This is a genomic window from Xanthobacter wiegelii (assembly GCF_043193855.2).
GTDB lineage: Bacteria > Pseudomonadota > Alphaproteobacteria > Rhizobiales > Xanthobacteraceae > Xanthobacter > Xanthobacter flavus_A.
Genome location: NZ_CM195529.1, coordinates 3,809,406 through 3,826,255 on the forward strand (window position 1 = coordinate 3,809,406; position 16,850 = coordinate 3,826,255).

17 protein-coding genes and 1 tRNA gene are annotated in these 16,850 nt (G+C 67.0%); 8 read left to right on the plus strand and 10 right to left on the minus strand.

Annotated features, from left to right (window positions below; genetic code table 11):
• Nucleotides 1-35: 35 nt before the first annotated feature.
• From V5F63_RS17750 to V5F63_RS17775, 6 genes are all read right to left on the minus strand, one after another.
• Entirely contained in the window at nucleotides 36-914 is an 879-nt protein-coding gene (locus tag V5F63_RS17750; RefSeq protein WP_394100723.1) for a manganese catalase, read from the minus strand.
• Nucleotides 915-942: 28 nt separating this feature from the next.
• Nucleotides 943-1,455: a ferritin-like domain-containing protein gene (locus V5F63_RS17755; RefSeq protein WP_209484487.1), complete on the minus strand. Its 513-nt coding sequence runs from the start codon at nucleotides 1,453-1,455 to the stop codon at nucleotides 943-945.
• A gap of 163 nt (nucleotides 1,456-1,618) precedes the next feature.
• Nucleotides 1,619-2,437, minus strand: a complete 819-nt coding sequence (locus V5F63_RS17760; RefSeq protein ID WP_394100722.1) for an SDR family NAD(P)-dependent oxidoreductase — start codon at nucleotides 2,435-2,437, stop codon at nucleotides 1,619-1,621.
• Nucleotides 2,438-2,448: 11 nt separating this feature from the next.
• Complete coding sequence (locus V5F63_RS17765) at nucleotides 2,449-3,618, minus strand: zinc-dependent alcohol dehydrogenase (protein ID WP_209484491.1); 1,170 nt, start codon at nucleotides 3,616-3,618, stop codon at nucleotides 2,449-2,451.
• A 373-nt stretch (nucleotides 3,619-3,991) separates the two neighbouring features.
• A complete protein-coding gene (locus V5F63_RS17770; protein ID WP_209484493.1) occupies nucleotides 3,992-4,210 on the minus strand; it encodes a hypothetical protein in 219 nt (72 codons plus the stop codon).
• A gap of 207 nt (nucleotides 4,211-4,417) precedes the next feature.
• Entirely contained in the window at nucleotides 4,418-5,323 is a 906-nt protein-coding gene (locus V5F63_RS17775; RefSeq protein WP_394100721.1) for a LysR family transcriptional regulator, read from the minus strand.
• Nucleotides 5,324-5,466: 143 nt separating this feature from the next.
• On the opposite strand from V5F63_RS17775, the gene mmsB reads away from it, so the two are divergent.
• The 3 genes from mmsB (at nucleotide 5,467) to V5F63_RS17790 (ending at nucleotide 8,221) form a co-directional block, all read left to right on the plus strand.
• A complete protein-coding gene (gene mmsB / locus V5F63_RS17780; protein ID WP_394100720.1) occupies nucleotides 5,467-6,345 on the plus strand; it encodes a 3-hydroxyisobutyrate dehydrogenase in 879 nt (292 codons plus the stop codon).
• Between the two features lie 79 nt (nucleotides 6,346-6,424).
• Nucleotides 6,425-7,633 carry an ABC transporter substrate-binding protein gene (locus V5F63_RS17785; protein WP_394027964.1) on the plus strand — a complete coding sequence of 403 codons (1,209 nt, stop codon included), beginning with the start codon at nucleotides 6,425-6,427 and terminating at the stop codon, nucleotides 7,631-7,633.
• Nucleotides 7,634-7,672: 39 nt separating this feature from the next.
• On the plus strand, nucleotides 7,673-8,221 hold the full coding sequence (locus V5F63_RS17790) for an amino acid synthesis family protein (protein ID WP_209484501.1): 549 nt from the start codon (nucleotides 7,673-7,675) through the stop codon (nucleotides 8,219-8,221).
• A gap of 182 nt (nucleotides 8,222-8,403) precedes the next feature.
• On the opposite strand, the gene V5F63_RS17795 is transcribed toward V5F63_RS17790, so the two are convergent.
• A complete protein-coding gene (locus V5F63_RS17795) occupies nucleotides 8,404-9,294 on the minus strand; it encodes an AraC family transcriptional regulator (RefSeq protein ID WP_394100719.1) in 891 nt (296 codons plus the stop codon).
• Nucleotides 9,295-9,426: 132 nt separating this feature from the next.
• On the opposite strand from V5F63_RS17795, the gene V5F63_RS17800 reads away from it, so the two are divergent.
• A complete protein-coding gene (locus tag V5F63_RS17800) occupies nucleotides 9,427-10,182 on the plus strand; it encodes an SDR family oxidoreductase (protein ID WP_209484505.1) in 756 nt (251 codons plus the stop codon).
• Between the two features lie 94 nt (nucleotides 10,183-10,276).
• On the opposite strand, the gene V5F63_RS17805 is transcribed toward V5F63_RS17800, so the two are convergent.
• From V5F63_RS17805 to V5F63_RS17815, 3 genes are all read right to left on the minus strand, one after another.
• Nucleotides 10,277-10,352, minus strand: a tRNA-Thr gene (locus tag V5F63_RS17805).
• Nucleotides 10,353-10,505: 153 nt separating this feature from the next.
• Nucleotides 10,506-10,913 carry a DUF4332 domain-containing protein gene (locus tag V5F63_RS17810; RefSeq protein WP_209484507.1) on the minus strand — a complete coding sequence of 136 codons (408 nt, stop codon included), beginning with the start codon at nucleotides 10,911-10,913 and terminating at the stop codon, nucleotides 10,506-10,508.
• 89 nt (nucleotides 10,914-11,002) lie between these two features.
• Entirely contained in the window at nucleotides 11,003-11,383 is a 381-nt protein-coding gene (locus V5F63_RS17815; RefSeq protein ID WP_394100718.1) for a hypothetical protein, read from the minus strand.
• A gap of 190 nt (nucleotides 11,384-11,573) precedes the next feature.
• Between V5F63_RS17815 and V5F63_RS17820 the strand changes: the two genes are divergently transcribed.
• The 4 genes from V5F63_RS17820 (at nucleotide 11,574) to V5F63_RS17835 (ending at nucleotide 16,723) form a co-directional block, all read left to right on the plus strand.
• Nucleotides 11,574-13,385 (plus strand): helicase HerA-like domain-containing protein, encoded by a 1,812-nt coding sequence (locus tag V5F63_RS17820; protein ID WP_394100717.1) that lies wholly within the window; start codon nucleotides 11,574-11,576, stop codon nucleotides 13,383-13,385.
• 279 nt (nucleotides 13,386-13,664) lie between these two features.
• Nucleotides 13,665-14,096 (plus strand): ANTAR domain-containing protein, encoded by a 432-nt coding sequence (locus V5F63_RS17825; protein ID WP_209484511.1) that lies wholly within the window; start codon nucleotides 13,665-13,667, stop codon nucleotides 14,094-14,096.
• A gap of 111 nt (nucleotides 14,097-14,207) precedes the next feature.
• Nucleotides 14,208-15,623, plus strand: coding sequence for a M20/M25/M40 family metallo-hydrolase (locus V5F63_RS17830; protein WP_394100716.1), 1,416 nt, complete (start codon nucleotides 14,208-14,210; stop codon nucleotides 15,621-15,623).
• 104 nt (nucleotides 15,624-15,727) lie between these two features.
• Nucleotides 15,728-16,723 (plus strand): zinc transporter ZntB, encoded by a 996-nt coding sequence (locus tag V5F63_RS17835; protein WP_209484515.1) that lies wholly within the window; start codon nucleotides 15,728-15,730, stop codon nucleotides 16,721-16,723.
• The last annotated feature ends 127 nt before the right edge of the window (nucleotides 16,724-16,850 follow it).

Sequence of the window (16,850 nt, forward strand, 5' to 3'; positions counted from 1 at the left end):
GGCCGTTCGGCACCCCGGCTTCATTCTAGAAGGTGTTACTCGGCGGCGGCCGGCGGCATCGGCACGGCCGCAGTGCCGTACATGCGGGGGTCGGCCTCGCCCAGGATTCCATCGTCTTCGGCAAGAGGGCGAATCTGCTCATAGCTCAGTTCGCCCTGACCGTCCGGCGAAGGCCCCTTGGCCCAGCGCCCGGCCTTGCTCGAGGTGCCTTCGGAGGCGTCGATGTAGAGGTAGGAGACATCCTGCATCTCCATCTCGCGCGGGAAGTTGGCCGGCACCGGCGTGCGGTCGAAGCCTTCCTCCTCCAGCTCCTTGATGGCGGCGAGCCATTGGTTCTGGTGCATGGTGTCCCGCGCGATGAGGAAGGACAGCATGTCGCGCACGCCGGTGTCGCTGGTGAGATTGTAGAGCCGCGCCACCTGAAGCCGGCCTTGGCTTTCCGCCGTGAGATTGAAGCGAAAGTCGGCGAGGAGATTGCCGCTCGCGGTCATGTAGCCCGCGGTCCAGGGATTGCCGGCACTGTCCACCGGACGCGGGCCGGAGCCGGCGACTATGGCATGCTGCGGGTTCATGCCCGCCATGATCGCGTCCTCAATACGCGCACCGCCGAGGATGGCGCCCACGGCGGAATCCTTTGCCGCGTTCTCCTGTGCCTCCACCGGTGAACTTTCGAGCAGGCGCGCGATCATGGTGGCGAGCATCTCCACATGGCCGATCTCTTCGGTCCCGATGTCAAGGATCATGTCGCGATACTTCTGGGGCCCCCGGCAGGACCAGCCCTGCCAGAGGTAGCTCATCATGACGCTGATCTCGCCCCACTGCCCGCCGAGCGGCTCCTGAAGAAGCTTGGCGAACAGAGGATCCGGCGCGTCGGGCTTCGCGTGATACTGCAGTTGCTTGCGATGGATGAACATGACGGTGTCTCCTTAGGAAATCGCTGCGTCAGCGGTTCGCCTTCTCGCCGGCGGACTCCAGCGCGATGTAACGCTGCGTGACCTGCGGCAGGTGCATTTCCAGCCATTCGGCCATGGCCTGCTCTTCTTCCAGCGAGGCCTTCAGCAGCGGCACCGCCGCAAGCGCGCCGCAGGTTTCGGCCATGGTGATGAGGGAGCGGTAAGCCGCGATCTCGTAATTCTCGAAGGCGTAGTCCGCGAAGGAGTTCTTCAAGATCTCGTCGCCCGCCATCGAATGGCCGAGGGCGGCCATGTTTCCCATGAACGACGCCGCGACATCTTTGAAAGTGGAGTTGTCCTCGCCAAGGCTCCCAAGGATATCGTCCAGCCGCTTGAGCTGGCCGTTGGTCTCTTCCACGTGCGTCCGCAGCCGCGCGGAAAGTTCGGGGTAGTTTTCCAGCCGGTCGATCTGCCGGTTCATGATGGAAAGCGCTTCGTTCTCCACGGCGTGGGCATTCCTTAGCCCCACGACGAAGAGATCTCGGGTCGGGCTCGTCGCCATTTCCGTCTCCACTTGTGTTCAGGTTTTCGGGACCGACTAATCGTGCCGCAGCCACCACATCGGGAAGGCTTGGGACCCGTTATTGTTCCTAACGTCAAGTTTGAAGTGAGCAAATACAGCTAATGCTGCGAATTATTCGGCGGTTATGAGGTATTGTTCCGCTTCAGCCCTCACCTGATCCCGGCTCGGCCATCTTGCGGTGCTGCTCGGCCAGTACCGCTGCCGGCGTGACATTGGCGATCGCGCTCTCGATGCGGTTCTTCCAGCCGGCGACCACATCGCCCTCGCCCGACATCATCGCCTTGTATCCGGCGCGCGCCACATCGGCGGGGTCGTCCTTCTCGGCCTGCCCGACCTGCGTGTCCATCAGGTCCGCACGCTGGAAGAATTCGGTCTCAGTCGGGCCCGGCATCAGGCAGGTGATAGTGATGCCGGTGTCCTTCAGTTCGTTGCGCAGGGCCCAGGCGAAGGAATCGATGAAGGCCTTGGTGCCGTTGTAGACCGCCTGGAAGCTGCCCGGCATGAAGCCCGCGATGGAGCCCGTGATGAGGATGCGGCCCGTCCCCTCCCGCCGCATGGCGTTGCCGATGCGATGGATGAGATAGATCGTGCCGGTGACGTTGGTGTCCACAACATGCCGCGCGGCATTGAAATCCTGATCGAGAAAGCCCTTCCCGAGTCCGTGGCCGGCGTTGGCACAGAGCACCTCCACAGGCCGTCCGAGGCGCTCGACCTCGCCGCAGAGCTTGTCCACACCCTCGGTGGTAGCGAGATCGGTCTGGAGCGAATGCACCTTCGCGCCCGCCGCGCTGAGGGCCTCCGATGCCGTCACGATGTCTGGCTGGTCGGCGGCGATGACGAGATCGAACCCGTCCTGCGCCAGCAGCAGCGCCAGTTCGTAGCCGATGCCCGACGACGCGCCGGTTACGACCGCAAGAGGCCGCGTCCCAGAAGCTCGGGTATGGGGAATGGCCTGGGCCATGGCATGTCCTTTCAGGGCTTGAGGACGACCTTGATGCAGCCGTCCTTCTTGTCGCGGAATTGGGCGTAAAGATCCGGACCGTCCTCGAGCCCGGCACGGTGGGTGATGACGAAGGACGGGTCGATGTCGCCGTTCTGGATGCGCTCCAGCAGGATTGGCAGGTAACGCTGGACCGGGGTCTGGGCCATCCGGAAGGTGAGGCCGCGATTTATGGCAGAACCCATCGGGATCTTGTCCAGAAAGCCGCCATAGACGCCGACGATGGAGACGACACCGAAGTTGCGGCAGCATTGGATGGCCTGCCGCAGCACATGGGGCCGATCGGTGCCCATGAAGGCCGCCACCTTGATGCGGTCGATGCGGGCGTAGAGGGACGATGAGGCATCCGCCTCCGTGCCCACGGCATCGATGCAGGCGTCGGCGCCACGGCCGTTCGTCATGTCGCGGATGCGCTCGTAGATGTCCTCGCCGAGGAAATCCAGCGTTTCCGCGCCGCCGGCCCGCGCCAGGGCAAGGCGCTCGGGCACTGTGTCGATGGCGATCACACGCTCCGCGCCCAGCAGGAAGGCGCTGCGGATGGCCATCTGACCCACCGGGCCGCAGCCCCACACCGCAACCGTCTCGCCACCCTTCAGCTCGCAGAATTCGGCGGCCATGTAGCCAGTCGGGAAAATATCGGAGAGGAAAAGCACCTGCTCGTCGGTGAGCCCGTCCGGCACCTTGATGGGGCCGACATCGGCATAGGGCACGCGCAGATATTCCGCCTGCCCGCCCGAGTATCCGCCCAGCATATGAGAGTATCCGAAGAGGCCGGCAGGCGAGTATCCCCACATCTCTTCGGCCATCTTGTGGTTGGGATTGGAACGCTCACAGCCCGAATAGAAGCCGCGCCGGCAGAAGAAGCATTCGCCGCAGGAAATGGTGAAGGGGACCACCACGCGGTCGCCCACCTTCAGGTTGGACGCGCCGCTGCCGACCTCCACCACCTCACCCATGGTCTCGTGCCCCAGCACGTCGCCATGCTCCATCGAGGGGATGACACCATCGTAGATGTGCACGTCCGAGCCGCAGATGGCGCAGGCCGTGACCTTGATGATTGCGTCCCGCGCATGCTGAATCTGCGGGTCCGGAACCTGCTCGCAGCGGATGTCGCCTTTGCCGTGGAAGGTCAGTGCCTTCATCAATTATCTCCTGATGCGTGGGCCGGAGCTTGATGAATGGCGGAAAGAGGTCGCGGCTCGCCGCTCGCTCAGGCCGGCTCCTGGAGGCCAACGGCGAGAGGAAGCACTTGTTCCTCCGGCAAGGCTTGTCTGTACAAGCGGCCGACCCATGTGTCACATAATAAACTGAACCGGCGCCATAGAATTTGCGATGAAAAAGCAAAGCTTCTTGAACAGATCTTTGCGGCAGACGGCGGCCGAGTGACCTGCGCGAGACGCACGTCGAAGAAGCGCGCGCAGAGCAATCAAATCGGCGCGTGCTCAAGAAAAGCTGAGCCTTCGCGTTCGCCGTTATCGCCGCGCATCACGGCAACTGCGGCGCCCCGGTTGGTCTTCAGGATTTCCGATCCGAGAGGGCGTAGCCGCGCTTGACGGCCTCCTCCAAGAGCTGCTCGACAGCGACAGGATCGCAGGCCAGCCGCTCGACGAACAAACCTCGGGGCTTTTCCCAGGTCGTCATCACCAAACACGGACGCATCTGAGGCGAATGGCTGGGCTCGGATGCAATCGAGACCATCAATCCATCCGACAATACGAGGTTGGCGGGATCCATTCGTGGGGATCAGTGGCAGACACCCCTGCGGCCATCGGGGCTGCCATTGCAGTGTGCGGCTCATGGTCAAACTCGGGGTTCTCGCGCTGGACGCCGTCCTGCGCAGGCGGCCGATGAAATGCTCATACGCAAGGCAGGACGCTCCGATCCCATCGGTCAAACGCGCAATCAGCCAAGGTCAACACTGATCTGCGGCGCCTCGCCGCCTTAAAGGTTCTGCGCGGCCGGCTGCATCAGCAGGGTGGCTTCGTTGGCAAGTTCCTGCGTGATGAAATCCGCGGTGATGCGCACGCGCGCGATGTTCTTCTGCTCCTCATGGACGATGATCCACCATGACCGCACGAGGCGCACGGCATCCGGCAGCACCAGCCTCAGGTCCGGACAACCAGACGCCAGGAAGTAGGGCAGGATGCAGACACCGAGCCCCGCCCGCGTCGCGTGCATCTGGGCAAAGAGGTTCGAGCTCTGGAAGGCGGCATCGATGCCGGTGGCGACCTCGCCGAGATAATCGAGCTCGCGGGTGAAGATGAGATCGTCGATGTAGCTGATGAAGCGATGGCGGCGCAGGTCGTCCACGCTGCGGATCGCTGGCTTCTCCGCGAGATAGGCGGCGCTGGCGAACACGCCGAGCCCATAGGTCGCCATCTTGCGGGTCACGAGACGACCGCGCTCCGGCATGGTCAGGGCAATGGCGATGTCGGCCTCGCGCTTGGTGAGGTTGAAGGAGCGCGGCGTGGCCACGAGCTGCACCTTCAACGCCGGGTTCTGGTCCAGGAGGCGGGTGAGGCGCGGCGACAGGAAATAGGCGCCGAAGGCATCCGGCGCGCCGATGCGCACCGTTCCGGAGATGGATACGTCGCGTCCCGATATCTCGTCCTGCGCGGTCTGGGCCTGAAGCTCCATGGCTTCCGCGGCCTCCAGCAGGCGCAGTCCAGCGTCGGTGAGCGTCAGCCCGCCCGGCGCGCGCACCACGAGGCGGGTCCGGATCTCGGCCTCCAGGCCGGCCAGGTGCCGGCTCACCGTGGAATGCTTCACACCGAGCATCTTCGCCGCCGCCGACAGCGTGCCGCCGCGCGCCACCGCAATGAGCGCCCGCAGATAGTCCCAGTTCATGCCGCGCTCCGCTGCCCATTTCTGCACAACTATGGCGGAAACATAAGCAGCGCCTGACCGCAGAGGAACAGCTAATCGTCGTTGCGGCACATTCGCGCGCGGCTCTTCAGAGGCGTCGGTCGCGTGAGAAGGGGATTTTCGGCGTGGCACATATCGTCTTCATCGGCCTCGGCAACATGGGCCGCCCCATGGCGGCCAACCTCCAGAAGGCCAATCATTCGGTCACCGGCTTCGACCTGTCGGCCGAGGCGCGCGCGGCAGCCGCCGCGGCGGGGCTGAAGGTCGCTGCGTCGGAGGACGGACTGTTCGACGGCGCTGACGTGGTCATCACAATGCTGCCGAGCGGTGCCGCGGTGCGCGCGGTGTGGTCGCGAGCGTTGCCGCAGATGGCGCCAGGCGCGCTGATGATCGATTCCTCCACCATCGACGTCACCAGCTCCCGCGCCGCCCATGATCTGGCCGCGGCGGCGGGACTGCTGTCCCTCGACGCGCCGGTCTCCGGCGGCACGGAGGGCGCGACCGCCGGCACGCTGACCTTCATGGCGGGCGGCACGGACGAGGCCTTCGCCGTCGGCCAGCCGCTGCTCGCGGCCATGGGGCGGCGCATCGTGCATTGCGGCGGGCCGGGCAATGGCGAGGTCGCGAAGATCTGCAACAACATGATCCTCGGCGTCTCGATGATCGCCGTCAGCGAGGCGTTCAACCTCGCCGAATCCCTCGGCCTCTCCCATCAAGCGCTGTTCGAGGTGGCTTCCACCTCCTCGGGCCAGTGCTACGCCCTCACCACCCATTGCCCGGTGCCTGGCCCGGTGCCCACCGCCTCCGCCAATCGCGGCTACACGCCGGGGTTCGCCACCGAGCTGATGGCGAAGGACCTTCGCCTCTCGCAGGAAGCCGCCGACGCCAGCGGCTCCCGCACTCCGCTCGGCGCGGCGGCGGAGGACATCTTCGGGCGCTACGCGGCCAATGGCGGGCGCGGCCGGGACTATTCCGCGGTCATCTCCTACCTGAAAACCCTCTGAACTTCGGCGCCAAACGAAGCTCAGGGACATAACGGGGAACCCGCAAGCAGAACGAACAAAAAATATGGGAGGAAACAAGATGAAATCACGCATCCTGATGGGACTTGCCATTCTACTTGCCGCAACCACCGCGGCCAGCGCGCAAGCCCCGAAGACGGTGAAGATCGGCGTCCTCAACGACCAGTCCGGCGCCTATGCCGACATGGGCGGTGTCGGTTCCGTCATCGCCGCGCAGCTCGCCATCGAGGATTCCGGCCTGAAGCAGAAGGGCTGGACCATCGACGTGCTTTCCGCCGACCACCAGAACAAGGCCGACATTGCCGCCAACGTCGCCCGCGGCTGGTTCGACGTGGACGGCGTCGACATGATCACCGACGTGACGAATTCGGCGGCGGCCCTCGCGGTGAACCAGATCACGCGGGACAAGAACAAGGTGATGCTGGCCTCGGGCCCGGCCACCTCCGATCTCACCGGCAAGGCCTGCTCGCCCAACACCGTGCACTGGACCTCCGACACCTGGGCCTTCGCCCACGGCACCGGACAGGCGATCGTGAAGACGGGCGGCGACACCTGGTTCTTCCTCACCGCCGACTATGCCTTCGGCCAGGCACTGGAGCGCGACACGGCCGACGTGGTGGAGAAGAACGGCGGCAAGGTGGTCGGCCGCGTGCGCGTTCCGCTCGGCACATCCGACTTCTCGTCCTTCCTCGTGCAGGCGCAGGGCTCGAAAGCAAAGATCGTCGGCCTCGCCAATTCAGGGGCGGACACCACGAACTCCATCAAGCAGGCAGCTGAATTCGGCATCGTGGCCGGCGGCCAGAACCTCGCCGGGCTGCTCATCTACATTTCCGACGTGAACTCGATGGGCCTGCCGGTCGCGCAGGGACTGATCCTCACCTCGCCCTTCTATTGGGACATGAACGACAAGACCCGCGCCTTCTCCCAGCGCTTCGCCGAGAAGATGCGGGGCGCCAAGCCCACCATGGTGCAGGCCGGCGTCTATTCCGCGACCCTCAACTATCTGAAGACGGTGGCGGATCTGGGCGATGCCAAGGATGGCCGCAAGGTCGTGGACGCCATGAAGGCCAAGCCCATCAAGGATCCTCTGTTCGGCGAGGGCCGCATCCGCGCGGACGGGCGCAAGATCCACGACATGTACCTGTTCGAGGTGAAAAAGCCCGCCGAATCCAAGGCGCCGTGGGACTACTACAAGCTGCGCGCCACCATTCCAGCCGAGGAGGCCTTCCGCCCGCTCTCCCAGAGCGAGTGCGCCCTGCTGAAGAGCTGACCGCGGTTTCGCCCGTCATCCAAGTCCGAAGGAAACATCATGTCATTGCTGAAAGTCCGCAAGCTCGTGGTGCAGGTGGAAGAGACCCACGAGGAAATGGGCCGCGAGGTTTCCCCGCCCAGCCGCAAGGTCACGGTGGCGGCCGTCATCGCCAACCCATACGCGGGAACGTATGTGGAGGATCTGACCCCGCTCTACGATCTGGGCGCGGAGGTCGGCGGCCTAATGGCGACCCGCGGCGTCGCGGCGTTGGGGATCGCGCCGGACGAGGTGGTGAGCTACGGCAAAGGCGCCGTGGTCGGGGTCAACGGGGAGCTGGAGCACTCCGCCGCCCTGCTGCATCCGCGGTTCGGCGCACCGGTCCGGGCCGCGGTCGGCACGGGCAAGGACATCATCCCCGGCACCAAGAAGATTGGCGGGCCGGGGTCGCCGCTCCTGATGCCGCTCACCAACAAGAACAACATCTGGAGCTTTGACGACATGGACTCGGCGGAGATCGCAATCCCTGACGCGCCGCGGCCGGACGAAATTCTTATCGCCTTGTGCCTCGGCGTCGGCGGGCGCCCGCTCCACCGCATCGGCAAATAGCTCTTCGTTGGTTGCGGCGGCGTCGGCGATGGGGAGGCGGTTCCCCACCCTTCCAGACGTCCCTGGCGCCCCCGCTTAACCGGGCCTGCGCGCGCAATTGCTCGCGCGCAGGCCCGTGTTTTTGCTTTGGGGCCCAGTAGCGTGGGCGGCGGACCGTACTCGCTCCGCCGAGGCTTTTGCCCTCAGGCCGCCACCGAGCCCCTGCGCCGCGCGGCCTCGATGTCGCGCACCGGCGGCGCGCCGAACATGCGACCATACTCCCGCGTGAACTGCGGCACGCTCTCGTAGCCGACGTCGAAAGCTGCGGAGCTCGCGCTCATGCCCTCCCACAACATGAGGCGCCGCGCCTCGATCAGCCTCAGCTGCTTCTGGAACTGGAGCGGCGAGAGCGAGGTCACCGCCCGAAAATGCTCGTGGAAGGAGGAGGTGCTCATCCCTGCCGCAGCGGCCAGACGCTCTACCGGGAGCCGCTGCCGGAATTCAGTTCGCAACACGGCCACCGCGCGGGCCACGCGATGCACATGGCTTTCGGGCCAGCCCAGGCGGCGGATCGCCGACCCGTGACGGCCCGCCAGGAGCCAATAGTGCATCTCCCGCACCAGTTGCACGCCCAACACCGGCAATGACGCCGGGCGCTCGAGCAGGCGCATCAGCCGAAGCGCCGCATCCGCCACCTCCGCGTCCGTGGGATCGATCCGGACCGGCGCATGGTCCACTTCCTCCGCCGCTGACATCTCCGCCACGAGCCCCGAGATCACGGCGGGGTCGAGTTCCAGCACCAGGGAGAGATAGGGCGCAGCCGGCGTTGCTCGGGTGATCTGGCTCACCGTCGGCACATCAGCCGTGATGAGGAGGGACTCGCCGGCGGAGAAGGCGAAGCCCTGATTGCCCTGGGCCACGTGCTTGCTTCCCTGCAGCACGAGGCAGACCAGGGGGCGCGAGATGTCCGCGATAAGGTCGCTCGGCGCGGTGGCCCGCACGGTGGCAAGCCCTAGAATGGGCGTTGCCGCGATTCCTTGGGCATTGGCATGCGCTTCCGAGAAGCGGCGAACAGCATCGAGCAAGCCGGTCATGGAGCAAACGTAACCCGGACTTCCCGCCAACGCACCCCTTTCGGAGGATTAGGCAAGGATCGCCGAGCATCCGGCAACTGCCGCCGCGTCGTCGGAGCGAAAACCGTCTCGTCCAACAGATGGAGACGGACCATGACCAAGATTGCCCTTGTCACTGGAGCCAGCCGCGGCCTGGGCCGCAACACCGCGCTCAGCATCGCCCGCCATGGCGGGGACGTGATCGTGACCTATCAGAGCCGCGCCGAAGATGCGCAGGCGGTGGTCAGCGAGATCGAGGCGCTGGGCCGCAAGGCCGTTGCGCTGAAGCTCGACACCGGCGATGTGACGACCTTCCCGGACTTCGCCGAGCACCTGCGCGCCGCCCTCGCCGAGACGTGGCAGCGCCAAATCTTCGACCACCTCGTGAACAATGCCGGCCACGGCGACTATGCGCTGATCGGCGAGACCAGCGAGGCGCAATTTGACCGGCTGGTCAATGTCCACTTCAAGGGGGTCTATTTCCTCACCCAGACTCTGCTGCCGATGCTCGCGGATGGCGGGCGGATCGTGAACCTCTCCTCCGGCCTCACCCGCCTGTCCTATCCGGGCTATGCCGCCTATGCGGCGGTGAAGGGCGCGGTCGAGGTGCTGACCCGCTACATGGCGAAAGAACTCGGGGCCCGCGGGATCGCCGTCAACACGGTCGCGCCCGGTGCGATCGAGACCGACTTCGGCGGCGGCGCGGTGCGGGACAATCCCGAGCTGAACAAGAGCTTCGCCGAGATGACGGCCCTCGGCCGGGTCGGCCTGCCTGACGACATCGGGCCGATGATCGCCAGCCTCCTCTCCGAGGACAATCGTTGGGTCAACGCGCAGCGCATCGAGGTGTCTGGCGGCCAGGGCATCTGACGGCCGGCGCAAGGGACCTCTGGACCGGTGACGATCATGCGAGCCTTATGTTCGCAGGATTTCTTTACGTCAGCGAACGGCGGTTTCGAGGCAATGGTGCCGCGGAAGGGATTCGAACCCCCGACCCACGCATTACGAATGCGTTGCTCTACCAGCTGAGCTACCGCGGCACGCGCGCCCTCTATTACGGGGAGGCCGCGCCCTTTTCAAGGGTCGGCGCAAAGCATCCCCGCAAGGTGTTGCGGCGAGCCAGCCGGGAGGGCTGGGCGGCGGCCCGCGCCGGCAGGTCTTGCGGGCGCGGGCGGCAATGGGGCGGGAGGGGTTCAGTAGGTGAGAACGGGCGGCAGTTCCTTGGCCTGCGCCACCCACTTCTCCACCATGCTCTCGGTGGGCAGGGCGCGGACCAGCTTGCGCTTGGCGTTCGCCTCGGCCATGGCCTTGGTGAGGTTGGCGGGCACGCGGGCCTTGAGTTCCTTCACCGTATCGACGCCCGCCGCCTCGAGCAGCTCGGAATATTCCTCGCCCACGCCCTTGATGCGCATGAGGTCGGCCATGTTGGCCCATTTGAGGATGCGGGTCTCGTCGATGCCGGTGGCCGCTGCCAGCTCCTTGCGCAGCTTGGGCGACTTGGCCCGCTCCAGCAGCCCCTCAGTGGTGGTAATTCCGGCGGCCTTGAGCTTCTCGGCATAGACCGCGCCGACGCCTTCGATCTCGATGATGGGATAGGACATGAGACCCCCCTCAAACCCGGCTTGTGCATGCCGGCAGCAAGATCAGGCCACAACCGTGGGCCGAGTCAACTGCCCGGCTTCCCGGCGCCTCAGACCACGTGGGTGAGGCCGGGCACCGAGCGCACCAGGAGGTTCACGGGTTCCGCGCCGACAGTCTCACGGGCATAGGCCACGGTCTCGCGCACGGCGAGCTGGACCTGCGGCATGGTGAGCCCGTGGGCCATCATGCGGTCCGCGACCTGCATGAGCCGCGCCATGCCGCCGAAATGCCGCTCGGACTGGGCGGTGGCGTCCTCGCGCGGCGCCGCATCGGCGAGCGCCCTGGCCCAGGGGTGGGTCTGATAGAGGGGCGCCATGGCCTCGGCCGGCGCCTCGCGGGCGAGAAACTGGATGACGATGGCCACCAGGGCCGCGGCGGTCGGGGCATCCACCTCGACCCGCTCGGTCAAACGCGCAATCAACTCGTCCATGCCATCTCCTTGCGCCGCATCGCAGGCGAGACTGGCCTGAACATTGCCGGGCATGGCGCGCTTTCGCAAGCGAGAGCGGTGCCGGAACGGGCTTGCCCCTGTCCCGAAGGCGGGCGAAAACTGCCCGATGACGCGGCCGGACCCGACGCGCGATTCGGCTGGACCGCCTGCCCCGAGCGAGGACACCGCCATGGCCAAGAGCCGAGGGACGAATTTCGGGACCGGTTCCGGGTTACCCCCCGAGACGAGCGACCCGGCCGGGGCCGCGCCGCCGGCCGGCCCCTGGAGCCGCACGTCCGTGCCGCGCACCTCCTCCGCAGCGTCTTCCGGCGGGCGGGCGCCGGCGCCCGAGAGCGACGGCCGCGTCCTCGTGGGGCGCAGCTTCCTCGGCCGGGTCGAGGCGACGGCGACGCACGCCAAATCCAAGGACGAATATCTCACCCTGCGCCTCGCCAACCGCCACGGCCTCGTCACCGGCGCGACCGGTACCGGCAAGACAGTGACGCTGCAGGTGCTGGCGGAAGGCTTCTCGCGGGCCGGCGTTCCAGTGTTCGCGGCCGACATCAAGGGCGACCTCTCCGGCGTCGCGGCCGAGGGCGAGGCCAAGGACTTCCTGCTGAAGCGGGCCGAGGAGGTGGGCATCGCCTACACGCCGGACAGCTTCCCGGTGATCTTCTGGGACATGTTCGGCGAGCAGGGCCACCCCGTGCGCGCCACCATCTCCGAGATGGGCCCCCTGCTGCTCGCCCGCCTGATGGGGCTGAACGAGACGCAGGAGGGCGTGCTCAACATCGTCTTCCGCATCGCCGACGAGCAGGGCCTGCTGCTGCTCGACCTGAAGGATCTCAGGGCCATGCTGGCCAACGTCTCGGCCAATGCGGCGACCCTCACCGCCACCTATGGCAACGTCTCGGCCCAGAGCGTCGGCGCCATCCAGCGCCAGCTGCTCGTGCTGGAGAACCAGGGCGCGGACAAGTTCTTCGGCGAGCCCGCCCTCGACATCGCCGACATCATGCGGGTGGACCGCGCGGGCTACGGCACCATCAACATCCTCGCCGCCGACAAGCTCATGGGCTCGCCCCGGCTTTACTCCTGCTTCCTGCTCTGGCTGCTCTCCGAACTCTTCGAGCGGCTGCCGGAGGTGGGCGATCCGGAGAAACCCAAGCTCGTCTTCTTCTTCGATGAGGCCCACCTCCTGTTCAACGAGGCGCCCAAGGCGCTTCTGGAGAAGGTGGAGCAGGTGGTGCGGCTCATCCGCTCCAAGGGCGTGGGCGTCTATTTCGTCACCCAGAACCCACTCGACGTGCCGGAGACCGTGCTGGCCCAGCTCGGCAACCGGGTGCAGCACGCGCTGCGCGCCTTCACCCCGCGCGACCAGAAGGCGGTGAAGGCCGCCGCGGAGACCTTCCGGCCCAATCCGGATCTCGACACCGCCAAGGCCATCATGGAGCTGGGCAAGGGCGAGGCACTGGTTTCCATGCTGGAGGGCAATGGCATCCCTTCCATGGTGGAGCGCACGCTGATCCGGCCGCCCTCCGGCCGCATCGGGCCGCTCACGCCGGCCGAGCGGGCGGCCATCATGGCGAAAAGCCCGGTCGGGCATCTCTACGACACGGCGGTGGATCGCGAATCGGCGTTCGAGATGCTCCAGGCCCGGGCCGAGGAGAAGGCCCAGCCGGCGGAGGAGGCCGCGCCGTCCTCGGGCGGCGGCAGCATTCTCGACAGCATTCTCGGCGGGGTGCTGGGCACCGCCACCGGCGCGCCGAAGGTGGAGCCCGCGCCGCGCGGTGGCGCGCCCCGGCAGGGGTCCACGACGCCGCCCGTCCCGACCACGACGGGACGATCCACCGGCACCGGCGCGCCCGCGCCCCGGCCGAGCACGCGCATGTCCACCACCGAGGTGGTGGTGCGGCAGGTGGCCCGATCCGTGGCGACTCAGGTGGGCTCCCAACTGGGAAAAGCCATTTTGAGAGGTATCCTGGGAAGCATCAGCAAGCGCTGACGGAGCCGCCCAGGTTGCCCTCGGCGGACCGCTCTCGTCATGGCATGGCTCAAGGTGTTGTCGCACCGCGCAAAGGTACCTAACTGCAGCTTGGCTTTAACCTGGCGACGCTTCGGCTTCTACGCGGTGGAAAGTGTTGCTTCAGAAGGCTCGCAGCGGTAGTGTCATAGCGTGTCGGCGAGATTGCGGGGTCGCGTCGGCAGAGATGCTCAACGCGCGTGCCCGAGCCTTCATTCCTTGCGGATTGGAACCGAGGCGCGCCATGACCTGGAGCGCCTCATGAAGGTGTTGCCCACTGCCCGCATCGTTCTCCTCGATGCCAATATGGAACGTCGCCAGGCGACGCGCCTTGCCCTGTCCGCCCTCGGGGTGGGTGCGGTGCGCGAAGTCGCCTCCATCGACGAAGTAACCGATCCTGCCGCCCAGGGCACGGCCGACGTGCTCGTGGTGCAGGTGGACGATCCGGAGGATGCCCCTGCCAATCCCTTCCGCTTCGGTGCCGGCATTCCCGCCGTGCTCGTGGCTGAAGTGCCCGCGCAGCAACTGGTGCGGGCCGCCGGCCGGTCCGGCTATGACGCCGCCCTCGGCACGCCCATCGCGCCACGGCTGCTCTATCGCCGCATCGGCTCGGTCCTCCAGCGCGCGCGCCGTCTAGGGCGTCCTGCCTCCGCAGTGATCTCCACGCCCGCCGATCTCGTCACCGCCGGCTGACCTGGCGCCGGACCGTCTGGCACCTTGCCAGACGGTCCCCGTCCCTCCAGCATTCCCCTGATTCCGGGTCCATCGTGGCCCGGAACACAAGGTGCGCTGGTGGAGGACGACATGGCGGACGGTGATCGCGCGGGAACGCGCCCGGTGGAACTGGAGCCTGTTCTCAAGGCCGTGGACGCCGGTCTCGACGCGGCTCTGGCGCGCCTCTTCGATTTCCTGCGCATCCCCTCCATCTCGACCGATCCGGCCCACGCGGGTGCCTGCCAAGACGCCGCGCAATGGGTGGCGGGCGAGCTGGAGGCGCTGGGCTTTGCCGCCACCGTGCATCCCACCGCCGGCCACCCGGTGGTGGTGGCCCGCACCGACACCGGCGCGCCGCGCCGCGTGCTGTTCTACGGCCATTACGATGTCCAGCCGGTGGACCCGCTCGACCTGTGGGAGACGCCGCCGTTCGAGCCGCGTCTCGGCACGACCCCGGACGGGCGACGCACCATCGTCGGGCGCGGGGCCTGCGACGACAAGGGGCAGGTGCTGACCTTTCTCGAAGCGCTCCGGGCGTTCCGGGCGACGCGCGGTGCCTTGCCCGTGGACGTCACCGTGCTGCTCGAAGGCGAGGAGGAGTGCGGCTCGCCCAACCTCCCCGGCTTCCTCGCGGCGCACGCAAGCGCGCTTTCGGCCGATCTCGCGCTCGTCTGCGACACCGGCATGTGGGACCAGCGCACACCCTCCATCACCAGTTCGCTCCGCGGCATCCTGCACACCGAGCTGACCATCGAGGGCGCCGACCGCGATCTGCATTCCGGCCTCTTCGGCGGCGCGGCGCGCAATCCCATCCATGTGCTGGCGACCATCCTCGCCGATGCCCATGACGGCGAGGGCCGCGTCACCCTCCCCGGCTTCTATGACGATGTGCGCGAGCCGCCCGCCGAGGTGCGCGCCCGGTGGCAGGCGCTGGGCCTCACCGCCGAAGCCTTCCTGAAGCCCGTGGGCCTGTCCGTCTCCGCCGGCGAGCGCGATCGGCTGGTGATCGAGCAGATCCAGTCGCGGCCGACCTTCGAGGTCAACGGCATCTTCGGCGGCTATACCGGTGCCGGCACCAAGACCATCATCCCCGCGCGGGCGACCGCCAAGATCTCCTTCCGCCTCGTGGCGGACCAGGACCCGGCCAAGCTGCGCGCCGGCTTCGAAACCTTCGTGGCGGCGCGCGTGCCGGCGGATTGCCGGGCCGTCTTCCACTGGGGCGAGGGCGCGCGCGCCTTCCTCGTGCCGCCGGAAAGCCCGGACCTCGGCCACGCCGCCGGCGCGCTCGCGGCGGAATGGGGCGTTGCCCCCGTCACCATCGGCTCGGGCGGCTCCATCCCGGTGGTCGGCCAGTTCAAGGACCGGCTGGGGGTGGATACGCTGCTGATCGGCTTCGCCCTCGACGACGACCGCGTTCATTCGCCCAACGAGAAGTATGATCTCACGTCCTTCCACAAGGGCACGCGCAGCTGGGTGCGGATTCTCGATGCACTTGCGCAGCGGTGAGTTGCGCCAGCTAACGCGCAGCGGTGCGTTCACGTAACGCCAGACTTTTTCGCGTCGTGCAATCGTGCGAGGGAAGGCGCTTAACGTCAGTGACGGAACCTGCCATGGCCGCTCCCGCCCCCACCATCGACACGCAGGGTCTCCTCTCGGCGTGGTGGTTCGACGGCAAAGGCGCGGCCGGCCGCATCCGCCCGGAAGAGGCAGTGGCCGCGACAGCGCCGGAGGGCGGCTTCATCTGGCTGCATTTCAAGCACCTGCCCCGGGCGCCGCAAACCTGGCTCCGGCAGGACATCGGCCTCGATGCACCCGCGGTGGAAACGATGGCCGAGGACCAGTGCCGGCCGCGCTGCGTGATGTTCGCGGACGGTGCCCTGCTTTCCCTGCGCGGCATCAACCTGCAGCGCAACGCCCTGCCCGAGGAGCTGATCACCGTTCACCTGTGGGTGGATGCCCGCCGCATCGTCTCGGTTCAGCACGAGTTCCTCTCGGCCATCGCCGACTTCGAGGATGCGCTCGGCCGCGGCCGCTGCCCGCGCACCCAGGGCGAGTTCGTGGCCGATCTCTCCATGCGCCTCGTCGAGCGGGTGGACGCGGTGGTGACGACGCTGATCGAGGAGGCGGATGAGCTTGAGGATGCCGTCCTCGTCACCGAGACATCCGAGCTTCTGCCCAAGCTCGCCGTGCTGCGCCGGGTGGCCATCAAGCTGCGCCGCCACATCGCGCCCCAGCGCGAGGCGCTCAACCATTTCGCGCTGGAGGATGACCCCTGGATGGGGCCGAAGGACCGGAACCGCCTGCGCGACGCGGCCGACCGGGTGGCCCGCTTCTCCGAGGAACTGGACAGCGTGCGCGAGCGCGCGGCGGTCATCCGCGACCAGATGGTGGACGCCCGCGCGGAGCAGATGAACAAGTCCATGCTGGTGCTCGCCGTCGTGACGGTGGTGTTCGCCCCCATGACGCTCATCTCTGGCATGTTCGGCATGAACGTGGGCGGCATCCCCGGCAGCGGCGATCCCGCCGCCTTCTGGGCGCTCAGCGTGTTCCTGCTGCTGCTCGGCTTCATCCTGTTGTGGAGCTTCCGCCGGATGAAGTGGATCTGACGGGAACCGGGGCAGCCGGGTCGCTGCCACGGCCCCGTCTCAGGTCACGCAAAGTTCGCGGCCCTGTCGCCGCTGCGTCAACGACCATGCCGCAGATGCGGTGCGCACGGACCTTTGGAGGTTTCCC